This window comes from uncultured Anaerobiospirillum sp. (assembly GCF_902485895.1).
GTDB lineage: Bacteria > Pseudomonadota > Gammaproteobacteria > Enterobacterales > Succinivibrionaceae > Anaerobiospirillum > Anaerobiospirillum succiniciproducens.
In genome coordinates this window covers 37,243-54,816 of the sequence record NZ_CABTML010000051.1, presented here as the reverse complement: position 1 = coordinate 54,816, position 17,574 = coordinate 37,243, and the positions used below count along the sequence as shown (strand labels likewise).

Here is a 17,574-nt window from a genome sequence, read left to right as displayed (position 1 = left end):
TAAGATTAATATCATTAGAAAAGTATTCAAAAATGCTTCTGTAAAGAAGCTATTTGATAGCGGCTGCGTGTTTCAGCCGATATGGGTAACTTGTTAACCGTATGAGATTTGGCGCAACGGCGCCATGAAGCTCACGCCATAATCGTAAGATTTGGCAGGAGCAATTCACGGCTCAAAGATGGTAGCTGTTTATGGCAATGCCAAGCAGCTTTGTATAGCAAAAACAGCTCATTGCTCAGACACAGCAGATCACAAGATTGCTCTGCAGGTGTTGTGACATCTGCTGCAAGGTGCTCAAAGAGCGTAACCTGAACACAGTTTTTCAAATCATTACAGTTTACTTATGGCAAAAGAAGAAAGTATCGAGATGCAGGGCACCGTTCTTGAAACCCTGCCAAACACCACCTTTAAAGTAGAGCTTGAGAACGGCCACATCGTTATGGCCCACATTTCCGGTAAGATGCGTAAGAACTACATCCGTATCTTAACTGGCGACAAGGTAACCGTTCAAATCACTCCATACGATTTGACCAAGGGTCGTATTACCTTCCGCGCTCGCTAATCTTTAGCGCTAGCTGACAGCTTGCCAAAGCTTTAGGCATCTGTCTAATCTGACATCATAATGTCACGACTGCAGGGCATCTATAGCTTCATATAGATGCCCGCTGTGTTTCTAGGCACAGTAAAACCATCTAGCCTCCACTTACCCTGCCTCACTTTAAACAATACTAACCTCCAATAACCTCAAAAGAATCGCTAGGCTACCGTAGCCATACACTCAATTATCACCAAAGCCCCAAGCTCGTATTGCATCTACAGCTGCAAATGTTTAGTTCCCCTCACAAGCCACACGCCACCAGTCTCAATGACTCTTGATCACAAGATTCCATTTTTTGTGATCGATTCAAGGCCAGATCCCAAAATAGGCTCATAATCACCATGCTGTGATCGATGAGCTCAAGTTCCTGAAAAGCTGCTTTTACTAACTTGCTTGTGAACTAGCGCTTAGGTTAATGGGGTAGCGGCCTCATCCGAACCAAGACCACAATACATTTGTAAGCCCTTGTTTGTTGTGGAAGTCGAGTTAGATGGTTGCTGCAGCTGTATGCTGAGGGGCTATTTATTTGATGAAGGCTCGTGCTATCAGCAAAGATTGAAGTTAAGGTGCTGCCGTTTGCTCAGGCATAGGCATAGGCATAGGTTGATACAGAGACTGAGGCTAAGCCTAGGCAGCGGCTGAGACAGAGGATGAGGATGAGGATGAGGATGAGGATGAGGATGAGGATGAACTGATGGAGCTGCAGCGGCTGCCAGCTTTTGATTACCAATGATGGCTACTTGAGTGAGATACTCTGTATAAATATGACATATAAGCCATTTTGCAGGTACACGATGTCTTTATGGAGATATTTTGCTAAAGCTTTGTATGATGTCTTGTCATTATATGAAACATGTTACATTCTATTGATGGTTTTGAGAGCATATATACACAAAGTTATTGATATAAAGTTGGCATAAAAGAATCAAAACAAGGCCTCTTGTGAATTTTTTACAAAAAATATGTCGATTTTTACCAAGAGCACTTGTATACAAGAAAACACTAGATGTTATAAGGCTTTGCAGCAATTTCTAAAAGGTATGACAAGTAGCTGAAATTTTACAGTTTTACACTTTAAACAGCTTATATATAGTCTTTATTACTTTTTTGCACACCTAGATATAACGTGACAGCGATCATAAATTTAGCTTGCAAGGCCGTTTTGATTTGGATACATTTGCATGTGTGTTTTGGGGCTAGAAACAAATCTCCCAGCACAAAGCATCGCTAAGCGATAATGCTTAACTACTTATCTTAGTTGTCATAATTAGATGTGTGATTTTGACTTTAAAGACAACTATGAGTTGCTTCATCAAATCAGATAGCATCTGTTTTGTGTGATAACCAAAACTAAGCACGGTAGATCTAGCATATTCTCATTGACGCTTAGTTAACTTGCTCAAGCAAGTAACTTATAGGCCTTTTGGGTTGTATAGCATGATTAAAATGATCTCTGGTATCGTCATCACCTTGTCTTTCTTAGTTTGCGCATCTGTTGTGATTGCTAACCAACATCTGCTTGAAACTAATCCTGACGTTACTGAAGATCATCATATCTCTAACTAATCTGTACCCCAAACCATCGCCTCGAGCTAAGTTTTACCTCTAACAGCTAGCTCCAATCTATAAGCCCTAGCCACAAGCTAGCGGCTTGTACGAACCTAAAATCCCTCATCTGTTAGCATCTTAAAGCTACCTTGGCATCGTGCCCAAGTCTATCTTTAGCCACCTTGGCCTCAAGCTAAAGTCTCTCTTGAACTACCTTGGCATCGTGCCCATGTCTAACTTTAGCTACTTAAGCCTCAATCTAAGTCATTTTTAGCTTTCTTAGCTCCAGCTTAAGACTATCTTTACCACCTTAACTGATCCTAATGGGGTTGCCTTTGCAGTTGGATTTGCCTTTGTATTTCCTTTAGCTTTGAGCGCTGCTAATTACACTCGTTTAGCACCTTGCATATTTGCATCATTGTTTACTAATAAATTGCGTTTGAGCTGATGCACTTAGGCGTGTTTTTTTTGTTAGTTGCATATTGGGTTTGATTAGGCCTTGTAAGTTAGTTTTCACTAATCAAGCATGGATAGTTTTATGTGTTTGACTCGCTCTAAAAACGACCATTTTTGACAACTTGTATACTAGTTGACATGGTGCATATTTAAGCTATAATTACGCGCCTTTATCAATTTGTTTGTGCAGAATAATTAAGCTTCACATGCTTAAAAATCGGTATTTGCATAGTGCAATGCAAAATACGAATGGTTGCTTCAAGATAGGCTAGAGTGGTCATTCAAAGCTTTTGGTGCTCTGTACAACATCTTTCAAGGTGTTGATGATCTCGTGTCATCAAAAACCGCCTTTGGGCAAATGAGTCTTACAAAAATCCTGGCAAGCAAGACTCAATATGAAATTAAAATGTATTACAACTCGCAAAAAACACAGCTATGACCTACAGTGCGCTATAGTTTTTGACGCCGTAATGCTATGCTATTGCTTATTGCGTGGCTGATGGTAAGTCATTGACCTACATCTGAATGTCTAACGCTTGTCTTACTGAGTTTGTTCTGTGTATGTGCTGATACACTAACCTCAAAGGCGTTTTTTATAAGAGCAGAGTATCTTAAAGCTAAGAACGTGTAATTAGCTAAGTGCTTACATAAGTTCTTTTCCAATACTTTTGCTCAACCAAAAGTTTATTGTGGTTAGCTAGCTCGATGCATTTTTAAAGTTAGCTTGCTTACAGTGAGTGATACCTAGTTAAACCAACATATGCAAACTAAACCTGCTTTGCTGTTTGGTAAGCTTGCGCTTGCCTCATCTCGACTCTGTCAGAAGGCCATCTCCTTCTCTGTCAGTTTTGGCAGGGCTAGTTTTTTGCGCTCTGAGCACAATGCTATTGAGTCACTTAACTATCATTTACAAGAATCACTCAATGCACAAGCCGAGGCTTTACTAAGCGCATCTCATCAAGAAGATACCTCTGTACGTTCAGAGCAATCAGATATTGCTCCTTTGCACCTTAGCAGCCTTTCTTTTGAGCTTGCCTCACATCTGCAACACAATGAAAATGCAAAAGCACCCTTATATACCGAAGTGACCATCTATGATCATGATGATTATGCTCATAGGAGTTTTTGGTCCTTTGGTGCGGCTTTAAGTACTTGTACTGCGCTCATTCTCTCTTTAGCTGCCGCAAATACCTCAATAGCTGCACCTCATAATATGAGTAATGCAAAGGGTGCTGACACTCCTGTCGATCAGTACCTCATCGGCAGCTCTGCGATCTTAAAAAATGGACCAAGTCTTGAGGTTGAAAGAAGTCTTCTAACAACCCATGAGCAAATGGTTAAGCATTATGCAGATAACTATGTCAGCATGATGCAAAAGAAGCAGCCAGCTAATAAGACTGAACCTTGCACCATTACCGCTGACGCCCTTGATCGCGTTTTAAAACCAAATTCTATGGTGTTCTGGGAAGGTAACTGCGCCGATGGCAAAGCAGATGGCTTTGGTCGAGCCTATGTAGTTACTGGCGGTCGTATTGTCTTTGAGATGCTGACCAATCTGCACTCAGATGATCCGCTGTACAACACCATCTACTACATTAAGAACTCTGAGTTAGAGTCATCTACTCAGTACTTCTATGGTCGCTCCGTACGTATTCAAAGCTCTGGTCTTATCATTACACATACCAAGCTCAACAATGACCTTACCGTCGGCATGCAGATGTCGGACAAGGCCAATTTGATTACATACCAAAAGGATACCTCCTTAAAGGAGCCATACATCCTTAATATTAAGGACTATGGTAACTACGCTCACTTTATCCACGATCTCTCTGAAACCCCATACCCAACCTTGAGCATGTCCTATCGTCTGCTCGATAGACGCAGTGGTTACAATGTGGGCTATCAATTTACAGGTCGTAAGTCTGGCATGCTTAATGGCAAGTTCACCGACGAACAAGGCCATGAAAAGAGCGTTACCATTCCTAAAGATGTAATTGAGCGTGTTAAAGAAGTCGCTGATGAAGTGGATATCAACGTTGAGAACACTCTTTCTGATGTCATCGACTCAATGAAGGTATTCAACGCTTACAAAGAAGCCGTTTGCGATAGTGCATTTGATAACAATCTTTGTAAGAAGATGCGCTGCAAGGATATCTGTGATCTTAAAACCTACATCACCCCAGACGATTCTCGCGTCAAGGAGATGCTGGTGCGTTTAGTTAAGCATCACAATGGCCGCCCATTGTATGCATATTTAAGCTCAGCTAAAAGTGCAGACGCATCTGAAAACCAAGGTGCACAATCAGCCGCTCCTGGCATTGTGGATAAGGACTCCACCATTGTTGCCAACACTATTTCTGGCTATAACAATGGCACCACTACTCAGCAGCACGGAACAGCTGCTGATTTAGACTTCGTACCTTCATCAGAAAAAGCCAAGCAAGAAGGCATCTTGCACAATAATTTATATCCACGTCAGCTCACCGAGGAGCAGATGAAGGCTAAAGTACGTGACGCTCAAGCCGTAGCTGAGGCGTACCAAGCTGCAGCACAACGCGCATCTAATGAGAATATTAATAAGCGCTTAGAAGCTATCTTTGGAAAAGATGATGCTGCTAGAGCAAATACTAATGCAACGGCTTCTGATACATCAAAGCCTAGCTTTGGTAACAATGAATTTGGCTATGGCGATAATGATACTTATCGTCCAGAGAATACTCCTCTAGAAGGCGCACATAACGCTCCAAAAGAAGAGCCACTGTACCAGGCTAAAGGCCCTTCTTTAGCTCCACGTAGCTACGATGCCCATGATCCAAACTCTAAAGAGCGTCAGCGCTTAAGAGAGGCTCATCAAACTATCGATCCAAAGCTTAGTGCGCACGATCAAAAGTTTAAGGCACAGCAACAAGAGCTCATCGAGCAGCAGCGTCTAGAGCATCAACGTGAGATCGATACAGCGAAGGCACGTGCCTTAGAGCAGCTTCAACGTGATCGTGAGCGCCGCGAGGCTATCTTAGAGACCTCACGACCACGCATGTCTCAAGAAGACCAAAATCTCCCAGTAGACTTAAGCTCCGGCGAATAAGTCCTCACCATCTTAAATGCGGCATGCCCTCCAATCGGCATGTCGCTAAATCCCAATGCAGCCTAATTTCCATGCGGCAAAATCCACATGCGGACTAATTTCCATGCTGCAAAATCCACATGCCGCCACAAAATCCCATCTCATCGGCTTTCAGACTGAGTGCTTGCGCTTTGTTTGATTGTCTCCATATTGCTCAGCCTACTGTCTTATTTTTGTGCACAATAGCGTTTAAAGCGCCAAGAAAGCACCTTAGTTGTGCATAAATGCTGGCTAATGTCATAGCTTCACAGACTTTTTCGCTTTTTCTGTGCAAAGACACTTTCTTAGTTTACGATTAATGAGATCTGCATAGACCTCGTAGCCTATGCATAGCCTATTTTATGGCTTAGTTAATTTTTATTGAGGATTGAGCATGAGCTTTGAAAGTAAAGTAGTTGTTCCTGCAGGTGAGAAGATTCAACTTGATGCAGGCGGCAAGCTGCAGGTACCGAATAACCCAATCATTCCGTTCATCCGTGGTGACGGTATCGGTGCAGACATCACTCCTGTTATGCATGAGGTGGTAAATACTGCAGTTGAGAAAGCTTATGCTGGCTCTAAAAAGATTTCTTGGATGGAAATCTACGCAGGCGGCCGTTCATGCGAAGTTTATGGCGAGAATGTGTACCTGCCAGATGAGACCATGGAGTTTATCAAAGACTACCATGTTGCCATCAAGGGCCCTTTAACCACTCCAGTTGGTGGTGGCATTCGTTCATTAAACGTTGCCATGCGTCAGGGCTTAGATTTATACATCTGCCTGCGTCCAGTACGTTACTTCAAGGGCACCCCAAGCCCAGTTAAGCAGCCAGAGCTTACCAATACCATCATCTTCCGTGAGAACGCAGAAGATATTTACGCTGGTATCGAGTGGGATGCAGATACTGATGAGGTAAAGAAGGTCATCAACTTCCTGCAAAACGATATGGGCGTGAAGAAGCTGCGCTTTACTGAGCACTGCGCTATTGGTATCAAGCCAATGAGTAAGCCAGGTACTGAGCGTTTAATCCGCGCTGCAGTTGAATACGCTATCGAGCACGATCGCAAGAGCGTAACCATCGTTCACAAGGGCAACATCATGAAGTTCACCGAGGGCGGCTTCAAGAGATGGGGTTACGAGCTTGTTGAGCGTGAGTACGGTGCTAAGGCTGATGACAAGGGCGTTGTTTCATTCATCAATCCAAAGACCAACAACCGTATCGTAGTTAAGGATTGCATTGCTGATGCATTCTTACAAAACATCCTGCTCTACCCAGCAGACTACGATGTGGTTGCCTCCATGAACTTAAACGGTGATTACATCTCTGATGCATTAGCCGCGATCGTTGGTGGTATCGGTATTGCTCCAGGTGCCAACATTGGTACTGAGGCTGCGATCTTCGAGGCTACCCACGGCACCGCTCCAACCATCGCTGGTAAGGGCCTTGCAAACCCAGGTTCTATCATCCTCTCAGCTGAGCTCATGCTTCGTCACTTAGGCTGGAATGAGGCTGCTGATCTCATCGTTAAGGGTATGGAAGGTGCTATTAGCGCTGGCCGCGTCACCTCTGACTTTGCAGCTCAAATGCCTAACGCTACCCAAGTATCTACTCAAGAATTTGGTAAGGCTATTATTCAGGCTATGGCCTAAGCCACAACGGCAAACTACTATCTTGCTTAGCGCAAGGCGCTAAACAAGATCCCTAGTCCGCTACATTGCGGCATGCCCTTTAAGGCAAGATCATGACCCTAGCTAACCTAGGATGCGTGATCTTGCCTTTTGCATTTTTAAGCGCCACACCCTAAGCACAAATCTTAAGAGCTATTTACAGCTGATTCCTTGTAATTTAGGCCTCTAGCGAGAGTAGTTAAGACAGTTTTTATCATCAAGCGAGCGAGTCACTTTTGATGTTTGTGGGCAATGCTGTTCTGTCTATTAATATGCATGTGATTAATTATTTACATGCACCAAGATTAAGATAAAGCTGCTGCTAGAAGTCTCGCAGCTATCAAAATTACTCTGCTTTTGATAAAATTACGGGTTTTGTGAAGTAATTGTGCTGATTTTTGACTCGCTTTATGTTGCAGTAAGCTGCAAGCAGTCATGATCTTTTTTAGCAGCATTACTCCATCACCACCTGCTACTCTAGGCTTGAGCCTAAGTGCAAACAGGTACCCAATTAATACTAATAACCCCATCTAATGGCCGCATCTAGACTAAGATCGCAGTAGACAAAAGATCGCTATTGTTATGCGCTAAGATCGCAGCAAGCAAATGATCACTAGCGTTATGCGTTAAGATCGCAGTAGACAAAAGATCACTGGCGTTATGCGTTAAGATCGCAGCAAACAAAAGATCACTGGCGTTATGCGCTAAGATCGCAGTAGACAAAGGATCGTAGATGAAAAAAGGCATAAGCTTGTCTTTGCATCAGCACTGCAGTCGATTTGTTTATTGATTGCTAGGCTTTTAGATTTAGGTTTTTCAAGAGGCATGTATGGCCGAGCGTTTTAAGCCACATCTGACCATTGCGCTCATCATTGAGCACGAAGGTCGTTTTTTAATGGTTGAAGAGTTTCAGGATACTGGCGAGCGTTGCTTTGGTATTCCAGCAGGCCATGTCGATGCTAAAGAGAGCATTTTAGAGGCTGCCGTGCGCGAGGGCCTTGAAGAGACTGGTTGTGAAATTGAGCTTGAGCACTTAGTTGGTATTTACGACTACGTAAAAGAAAAGGATACCATTATCCGCTTTACCTTCAAGGCTCGCCTCAAGGACAACGATCCTACTAAGGCACATCCAGCCGATCCTGATGGCGATATCTTAGCTGTACACTGGATGACTCGTGAAGAGATCAACAATCGCAAGAGTCAGTGGCGTACTCGTTTAGTCGGCTCATCTTTCGATGATTACGACAAGGGTCAGAATTTCCCTCTTTCATTAATCACTACGGTTCGTGGCTAATGTCTAAGACTTTATTTGCTCCTGACCATGTCTTTGATGACAAGATTCCTTATGACGAGCTCAAAGGTAAAAACGTCGTAGTAGGCATGTCAGGTGGCGTGGACTCTTCTGTATCTGCAGCCTTACTTAAAGAGGCAGGCATGAACGTCACTGGACTGTTCATGAAGAATTGGGAAGAGGACGATAACGACACCTATTGCTCAGCTGCTGAGGATCGTAAGGATGCTCAGGATGTTTGTGACAAGCTTGGTATCGAGCTTAAAACCATCAACTTTGCTGCTGAGTACTGGGATAACGTTTTTGAGAACTTCTTAAGCGAATACCGCGCGGGTCGTACTCCTAATCCAGATATCCTGTGCAATAAAGAGATTAAGTTTAAAGCTTTCATGGATTACGCCATGGAGGATTTGAACGCTGACTTCATTGCAACTGGTCACTATTGCCTCAGATCTTTTGATGGCGGCATCGGAGCAGATGCGCATTTACTGCGTGGCTTAGATAAGAATAAAGATCAAAGCTACTTCTTGCACGCCATTGGTCCAAATAAGCTTAGCCGCGTTCTCTTCCCAGTTGGCCATATTGAAAAGCCACGTGTAAGAGAACTTGCTCTAGAGCGTGGCTTAGTCACTGCCAAGAAAAAGGACAGCACAGGCATTTGCTTTATCGGCGAAAAGCGCTTTGGTCAATTCTTGCATCAGTACTTACCTGATGCCTCTACTCCAGGCCCAATCATTTCAACTGAGGGCAAGGTAGTTGGCGAGCATCCTGGTTTAATGTACTGCACTATTGGTCAACGCAAGGGCCTGCACATTGGAGGTAGCGCCGATGGTACTGGTGAGGCATGGTATGTTGTGGATAAAGACATGGCTAACAATGCCCTTATCGTAGCTCAAGGCCATAACCATCCAGCCTTGTTCTCCAATGGCTTACTTGCTGGTAATGAGACCTGGATTGTAGGCCTACCTGAACTGCCACTTAAGTGCACTTGCAAGGTTCGCTATCGTCAGCCTGATGTTGCATGTACAGTGCAGCGAGTTTATCTCGATGATAATGGCACTCAAGTAAACTCAAGCCCTGCTACAGCAACTGAGTCAAACGGCCTGCGATCCATGCTCAAGGTTACTTTTGATAACCCAGTCTCTGCAGTAGCTCCAGGACAGTCTGTGGTCTTTTACAATGGTGCTGACTGTTTAGGCGGTGCAATTATTGAAGAGCCGATTAAATAAGAATTTTGTTTGGCAAAACTTTAAGCATTGCTCCTAAGTTTTGCCTTACTCAAGAGTGCTAAAGTCTTGTGACTAGGCTGCATTCAAAGCATAAGATCGTAAGATCGTCTAACGAACAAAATCTTATGTGTGCCTTCAGCCGAGCACTTAAACAATTAAAGTATTAGTATCGTAGTTTTTATGGATGCTCTTAAGAGTAGGAGTCCTTAACAATGTCTACCAATACCTACGCCGAAACTCTTGCGCTCGCAGGCGTGTTCCAGTCTGCTGCACAAATCCAAACTGTTGCTCGTTTCGGTAAAGTTGATGAAAGCGCCATTGCTCCTTTAATGCGTGCTCTCATCATCACTAATCCAAACACTGTTGAGGACATCTATAATCCATCAACCATGATCCCTGGTTTAACTCAGCTTCTCACCTCTTTATATCCAAAAGAGGCCGCTCAGCCTAAGAATGCAGAGTTAATCAAGATCGCCTTCTCTATCATGTCACTTGAGACTAATTTAGAGCGTCAGTCTATGGTCTCAAAGCAGCTTGATAGCGAGGTAGATAGACTCAGAGATCAAGTACTTGCTATGCATCCAAACTATGAAACTGCCGAGAATAATGTCTTAGTTGATTACGATGTCATCAAGCTCTACTCAGGCATTTACTCTGGTTTAATTAGCCCTAACTTCCCTAAGCTCATCATCTACGGTGAGGAGAGCTACTTAAGCCGCAGTGAGTTCCAGCTGATGATTAGAGCCCTGCTCTTATCAGGCATCCGTGCCTCCATGCTCTGGCATCAGATGGGTGGCAAGCGTTATTCATTAATGTTCCACTATAAGAACATTATTGAGTGCGCCCGTCAGATCATCTCTAAGCATCAAGGCGGTCTCCGTTAATTACGTCTTAGTTAAAGACCAAAAGCAGCTATCTAACTAGATGGCTGTTTTTGCTTTAACACTTGCAAAAGCACAACACTAAAGTTACTTGAGTACCAAGACTACTAAGCTTAAGCACGTAGTTAAGCATATGCAGATCATTTACTCAAACATCAATAGATTGTTGCAGCTTGTTTAAAAAACTCTTGATTAACTTTAGTAACGTTTAAGGCGATCAAAAGATCATGGGCTGCCATTGCACTGCAACGGCGCTTTTTTAAGCTAGCTTAGCTTTTGTCTAGTTAGTCTGCAGCATGGTTTTGCGCTTTAGATGCAGACAAAATAAGTTTTTTTCATTGACGGGGCGGGCTGTGCAGTGCAGAATTACATATTTAGCTGCATGTGCTCACGTCTAGTACATGGCTACGTCAATGCCTACATTACTTCAACTTTTGGGGTCAGTTATGCAATTATCGCCGCTTACCGCGATTTCTCCACTTGATGGTCGTTACGAATCTAAAGTAAAGGAACTGCGCGCTATCTTCTCAGAGTATGGCTTAATGCGCTTCCGTGTTCAGGTTGAGCTCACCTGGCTTAAGAAATTAGCTTCTTGCCCTGAAATTAAAGAAGTTCCAGCTTTTTCAAAAGAGACCATCGCTTTTATCGATGACATCATTGCTAACTTCTCTGTTGAAGATGCTGAAGACATCAAGCGTCGTGAAGCTGTTACCAACCATGACGTTAAGGCTGTTGAGTACTTCTTAAAGGACAAGACTGCTAGCAACGAAGAGATCTCCAAGGTCAAAGAGTTCATCCACTTTGCTTGCACCTCTGAGGATATCAACAACAACTCCCACGCTCTGATGTTAAAGACTGCTCGTGATGAAGTTCTCCTGCCAATGTGCGATGAACTCATTAGCGAGATCACTCGTTTAGCTCATGAGTATGCTGAGCTGCCATTAATGGCACGTACCCACGGCCAGCCTGCTTCTCCTACCACCTTAGGTAAGGAAATGGCTAACGTTGTTTACCGTCTGCGTCGTCAGCGCGATCAGATCGCCGCTGTTGAGATCATGGGTAAGATCAACGGTGCCGTTGGTAACTACAACGCTCACTTAAGCGCCTACCCTGAGGTTGATTGGTACACCTTCTCCAAGGAGTTCGAGGAGTCCTTAGGCCTTACCTTCAATCCTTACACCACTCAGATTGAGCCTCACGATTACATCGCTGAGTTATTCAATGCCTTAGAGCGTTTCAACACCATCATCTTAGACTTCGATCGTGACATTTGGGGCTACATCTCCTACGGCACCTTCAAGCAGAAGACCATCGCTGGTGAAATCGGCTCTTCAACCATGCCTCACAAGGTTAACCCAATTGACTTTGAGAACTCTGAGGGCAACATCGGTCTTGCTAACGCCATCTTCGCTCACTTAGCTGCCAAGTTACCAGTATCCCGCTTCCAGCGTGATCTGACTGACTCAACCGTTTTACGTAACTTAGGTGTTGCTTGCGGTTACTCAGTATTAGCATGGAAGAGCACCTTAAAGGGCATCTCCAAGTTACAGGCTAACGAGGCCCACGTACGTGACGAGCTTGACCACAACTGGGAAGTTTTAGCTGAGCCATATCAGACTGTAATGCGTCGTTACGGCATCGCTAACCCATACGAGAAGCTCAAGGAGCTCACTCGTGGTCGTGAAGTTAACGCCGAGACCATGCTCAAGTTCATCGATACTCTCGAGATCCCTGAGGAGGCTAAGGAGCAGCTGCGCAAGCTCACTCCTGAGACCTACATTGGCCGCGCTGTTGCTTTTGCCAAGGACATCTAATTTAGTCCCCATGCATTAGCCTTAACGGCAAAACTAAAACTAGTCTTCGCCTAATGGCTAAGAAAGAACAGTCTTAGCCAAATGACTAAGCTAGAACAGTCTTAGCTTCAAAGGCAAAACTACTCTTGCCGTTTTAAGCCAAGCTAATTTGGCAAAGCAAGTAAATCATGATCTGCATGAACCTTTACTTGCTTTGCCATGATGTTCCCCTCAAAGAGGTTTTATAAGACCAATAGAGTTTAATGAGACTTCTTTGAGGGTCGCATCGCGACCAGATAAGATTTAAAGCCTATCACGGGGCTTTGAGTCTGCCATACTGATTAGGTGTATTACACCCTCCTCCTCTCCCTCAATATAAGGTGATGAGGTCTATGGCTAAGCTTTATAGAAATGATGCTTAACTCTATATGCTACAGCCATACTATGCACGGATGTGTTTTAGCTACAAGGACTTACGCTAAGTCTTACTAATAAATGGCTCATCTGCGCTTTTTTAGCTGATGATGCGATTTTAAAGCGCTACTATCTAAACAAAATAGATAGCCATGGCTCATAACAAAAAGCTCTTTTACGAGTAAAGATCACAGCCACGGTAAAGCGCATCGCTAGCAAAAGACATCTGTAACTACTATTTGTACTAGACCCAATGGTTCTAGCTACTAAAGCCCCTAGCTTGAGGAGCTTAGCTTTAACTGATGAGTAAATTGCTAAGCATAGTTATCTAGCTTGTTATGGGCTATGAGATAGTAAGTTTTATAATTTTTTTCGCTAACTACTTTAGTGGCTCAAGCACCCTTGGTTCATAAGATATGTACCGTATGCCATGCCACCACTAAACCCCAAGCACGCTTATGCACTTGACAGCGTTAAGGCTGTTTAATTTAGCTTAAAAGAGTGCCAAGGCCGCTCACAGCGACCTTAGGTTTATCACTGATAGCTTAGCTAGCACTACTGGCAATTTGCTAACTAGTGCTATAGAAACTAGCAAAGCTATACATAGTTTTGCTAGGAGTGCTGCAGTGTAAGTTTAGTAAGTACAGTAGTTATAAAACATTAAAGAATTAGGCAAGATCGCCATAAAAATGGCATCTTGCTAAAACCAAATCTTGGCCATTGCTTTTTGTAATGACCAAAATGAGTATCGCCACTGCTTGTACAAGCTTTTTTGTGCAAGGAGATGGCTATATCAAGCAGCTTTTTAGTTTGCGCTTTGCAAGTTTAAATTGCTCACATGCTTAACTGCTTGATATAAGCATGGGCGTAGTCCCTGCTAGTCTGGGCTTAGTTCCTGCTAGTCTGGGTGTAGTCCCTGCTAGTTTGGTCTTAGTACCTGCTAGTCTGGGCTTAGCCACAGCTAGTTTGGTCTTTGCCACCACAGAGCTCTAGCTTTAATTTGAGCACTCTTAAGGGTGGAAAATGGCTTGTTTAGACCAAGTTTATAGCGCTATGCCACGCTAGATTGCTACAAGCTTTATAGCGCTGCAGTTGGTGTCTTGGCTATTTACTAAAGCTAGCTTATGATGCCATCATGAGTTGTTGTTCATGGCCATGTTAAGTGGCGCTAATGCTATTAAGTACTTGGTCTAGCGATGCTTAGATAATTTGGTTACTTTAATGTTTTGGGGCGTATAAGATCAGTAACGGCATCTGGCTGATGCGGGTTTTAATGTGAATGACAAGCTCTTAGAGGCTGATCTTGAGCCACAATCGCGAACTCATTTTTGAGTGGACCTTAATTGGATTACTGCTCATCTTAGGCGGTCTGTTATTTGTACAGGCAATGCCTTTTCTAAACGGTACCTTAGGTGCAATTACCCTCTATATTCTGTTGCGCCGTACTAATATCTATCTTGCTAACCGCCTATCTCCTGGACTTGCTCCATGGATTTTGACCATTGCGGTAGCAGTCTTCGTGGTACTACCTTTCTCCGCTGCCATTTGGTACATCATTGAACTTATCAACAATCTTGATTTTGATATCAATGTTGTGATGAAGCGCTTTGCTGATACGATTAAGTACCTTGAGAGCACTACCAAGCTTGACTTGGTTTCTGAAAAGAGCATTGCCTTTGCTACTGCAAAGGTAACAGCTTTTATGAACTCCTTGGTAGCAGGCATCAATGACGCAGCTATCAATCTGTTCACCGCTCTGCTCATCTTATTCTTCTTGCTTGCAGGCGGTATCCGTATGGAGCGCGGTATTGCTCGCTGCTTACCTTTTAATGACCGTAACAAGACTATTGTCATTAACAAGGTATCTACCATCGTAAAGTCCAACGCCATCGGTATTCCGCTGCTTGCCATGATTCAGGGCACAGTAGCTGCAGTTGGCTACTATATTTGTGGCGTGAACAATCCAATTGAATTTGGTGTGCTCACTGGCTTTGCTTCCATGATCCCAATCGTGGGCTCCATGTTAGTGTGGATTCCTCTGGCCATTGTGCAGTACTTTGAGCAAGGCATGCTCCCTGCCCTCTATATTTCCTTATACGGTATTGTGGTGATCTCTCAGTCTGATAATGTGCTGCGCATGATTGTGCAAAAGCGCATGGCTGACACCCACCCATTAGTCACCATCTTTGGTGTTATTGCTGGTTTGCCACTGTTCGGCTTCATGGGACTTATCTTTGGCCCGCTCTTAGTTGCAATGTTCTTACTCTTCTTAGAGATGTTCATTAAGCAGTACATCACTTGCGAGTACGCTAATGAAGAGAAGGGCTCAAACTCTAGAGCAAATTCACGCCAAGATAAGTGGGCCTTAAAGAACGCCAATCCTAATGCTCCGCAAAACAAGCTTGAGGCTCAAAAGAAGCGCCCAAGTCAGGAAGAAGACGTCAGGGGATTTGGCCTTTTAGGCAAAATGATGAACCGTGCCCAGGCTAAAAATGACAATGCTGCTCCGCTAAAAGATAGCGCAAGCAAGCGTACGCTCAAGGATAACGACACCAAGCGTGATCTCAAGGATAACGACAGCAAGCGTACGCTCAAGGATAACGTCAAAAAGCGCGACCTCCAGGATAATAAGCTTGCATCTGACGGCAAGTTACCTCGCGACTCACGCTCTAAGGCAAGCTCAGCACTTAAAGAGAAGTCTCAAGACAAGACCTTTAACGAGACTAAGTCCGCTGACGGTGCCAAGTCTAAGGATTTAAAATCTAAGGAATTAAAGTCTCAGGATTTAAAGTCTCAGGACAACAAGTCAAAGGACTTACGCAAGAGCTCTTCGAGTCAAGACAAGAACGTTGCAGCCAACACTAGCTCTACTGCTAATGCCAAGGCATCAGCTGCAGACAATGCAAATAACTTAGCTGCTACAAAAGATGCTACTGCTGTAAAAGATGCTACTGCATCCAAGAATGCCGCTAATAAAAATGACTTTAGGAGCGCCAAGGCCGATGCTAAGCATCAAAAGCGCGAGGCTGCCAAGTTACGTGCAGCTGAAGAGCAAAAGGCTATGGAGCGTCAGATGGCTCGTGAAGTACTGTCTAATGAGAGCCGCCCTGCCGTAAACCTTGCTGAGCGCTTTAATGAGCGTAATGAGCATCTTGATAATGCTGGCCGTACTTTAGTGGCTCGCGCTATCTCTGATGCCATTGGCTCCTTTGATAAGTTTGACGATATCGAAGGCAGCATGCAGTATGCAGGCACTAGCGATCTGTTCAAAGATGACTACTTAACCGATGAGACCAAGGCTGCTATTGCTAAGCGTCATAATCGTAATAAGCGCACTGAAGATTCAGTATATGGCGAGCCTATCAAGCATAGCCGTACCGATGAAACTGAGGCAAAGTCATCTAAGAGCTCAAAAGATAAGCGCAAGGGCTTAGATAGCAAGCGCCAGGATAATCCTGAGCGCAAATCTTCCAATAGCGACAATGTCAGCGCCTCTGCTTCAGACAGTGCTAAGTTAGATCCTTACCATACTCAAGGTTCTTCAAGCACTAAGGCTGAGTCAAACTCTTCACGCCATAGCGATCGCCAAAGCCGTCGTCAGCGCAATAAGGAAGAAGGAGCTAATGCCTCTTCATCTCGCAATGACAAGAAGACTAGTACTCAAAAGCGTACTAATGAGCGCAAGCAAAGCGCTAAAGACGCCCCAAAGGGCAAGGCTAAGTCATCACGCAATAATCGCCGCGTAAACTCTGTCGATGACTATTACGCACGCTCTGCTTCACGTCGTAGCGAGTATGACATGCCAATGTTTGAGACCGTTGTGGCTCATAACTATGGTGGCAACGGCTCTAGTCGTCGCCCACAGCTGCGCACTCAGCTCGTGTCCATGTACACAGCTAAGGGCACAGTAAAGGCCGAACCACGTAGACGTCCTAGCAAGAAGCGTCCGCATCATCGCTAAGACATAAAAAGCTCTTTTCTTTAGGCCGCAAGCCTAAAGCTATGCATGCAGCCAAGGCTGCATCAACCCCAAAGGCAGCGCATTAAACGCTGCCTTTGTCGTATTTGCCGCTGCCAAATATCATCGGCCTATGGGCATGCTTGTGCAGAACTTCGTTAAATGACTGCAAAGTGTTGCAGCGGTTATGGTTTGAAAAAGTGCACTAAGTGGTCAAAAGTGTAGATTTGACGTGACCTTAAGTCATTGCACTGTGATAGGTCAAAAAGCGTTGGTTTTCTTAACATCTATGCAAAAAAGTTGGAATTAAGATTGTCAAACATCTCATTTTTGATATCTAGATGACAAACAAAAGCGCTAAAGTGTTTCATCGTGACCATCACACAAGTATCATGCACTATTAAGTACTGTGTAGTTTTAGTACAAGGCCCAAAAGTTGAGCACGCTTATGCGTACCTGCTCTAATGTTTGCCAATTTAAATCTACATAAGTTACGGCAACTTATAAATGAAGCACTAATATCTATCGGCCCATCTGTTCATGGCGCTAGACAAAGTGCCGTTCAGGGCGCTTGGCAAAGTGTGGCATTTTCTTTACGTACTACGTAAAACATACTCTGGCCATAACAGTTTTA

The 17,574-nt window shown here is 44.0% G+C and carries 10 protein-coding genes; 9 read left to right on the top strand and 1 reads right to left on the bottom strand.

Annotated features, from left to right (window positions below; genetic code table 11):
* Nucleotides 1-343 precede the first annotated feature (343 nt).
* A complete protein-coding gene (infA, locus tag RDO37_RS04115; RefSeq protein WP_027939629.1) occupies nt 344-562 on the top strand; it encodes a translation initiation factor IF-1 in 219 nt (72 codons plus the stop codon).
* A gap of 616 nt (nt 563-1,178) precedes the next feature.
* Here the strand turns inward: infA and RDO37_RS04110 are convergent.
* Nucleotides 1,179-1,328: a hypothetical protein gene (locus tag RDO37_RS04110; RefSeq protein ID WP_308498208.1), complete on the bottom strand. Its 150-nt coding sequence runs from the start codon at nt 1,326-1,328 to the stop codon at nt 1,179-1,181.
* A gap of 707 nt (nt 1,329-2,035) precedes the next feature.
* Between RDO37_RS04110 and RDO37_RS04105 the strand changes: the two genes are divergently transcribed.
* From RDO37_RS04105 to RDO37_RS04070, 8 genes are all read left to right on the top strand, one after another.
* Nucleotides 2,036-2,164, top strand: coding sequence for a hypothetical protein (locus tag RDO37_RS04105; RefSeq protein ID WP_308498207.1), 129 nt, complete (start codon nt 2,036-2,038; stop codon nt 2,162-2,164).
* 1,303 nt (nt 2,165-3,467) lie between these two features.
* Complete coding sequence (locus RDO37_RS04100; RefSeq protein WP_308498206.1) at nt 3,468-5,687, top strand: hypothetical protein; 2,220 nt, start codon at nt 3,468-3,470, stop codon at nt 5,685-5,687.
* Nucleotides 5,688-6,099: 412 nt separating this feature from the next.
* The gene (gene icd, locus RDO37_RS04095) at nt 6,100-7,356 is read left to right on the top strand and encodes an NADP-dependent isocitrate dehydrogenase (protein WP_027939632.1); all 1,257 of its coding nucleotides are present in this window, start codon (nt 6,100-6,102) and stop codon (nt 7,354-7,356) included.
* Nucleotides 7,357-8,203: 847 nt separating this feature from the next.
* Nucleotides 8,204-8,668, top strand: coding sequence for an NUDIX domain-containing protein (locus tag RDO37_RS04090; protein ID WP_027939634.1), 465 nt, complete (start codon nt 8,204-8,206; stop codon nt 8,666-8,668).
* Entirely contained in the window at nt 8,668-9,894 is a 1,227-nt protein-coding gene (gene mnmA, locus RDO37_RS04085; protein ID WP_308498205.1) for a tRNA 2-thiouridine(34) synthase MnmA, read from the top strand. Before RDO37_RS04090 ends, mnmA begins: the two co-directional genes overlap by 1 nt.
* A gap of 212 nt (nt 9,895-10,106) precedes the next feature.
* On the top strand, nt 10,107-10,778 hold the full coding sequence (locus RDO37_RS04080; protein ID WP_052338952.1) for a DUF489 family protein: 672 nt from the start codon (nt 10,107-10,109) through the stop codon (nt 10,776-10,778).
* 443 nt (nt 10,779-11,221) lie between these two features.
* The gene (gene purB / locus RDO37_RS04075; protein ID WP_308498204.1) at nt 11,222-12,589 is read left to right on the top strand and encodes an adenylosuccinate lyase; all 1,368 of its coding nucleotides are present in this window, start codon (nt 11,222-11,224) and stop codon (nt 12,587-12,589) included.
* Between the two features lie 1,696 nt (nt 12,590-14,285).
* Nucleotides 14,286-16,943 (top strand): AI-2E family transporter, encoded by a 2,658-nt coding sequence (locus RDO37_RS04070; protein WP_308498203.1) that lies wholly within the window; start codon nt 14,286-14,288, stop codon nt 16,941-16,943.
* The last annotated feature ends 631 nt before the right edge of the window (nt 16,944-17,574 follow it).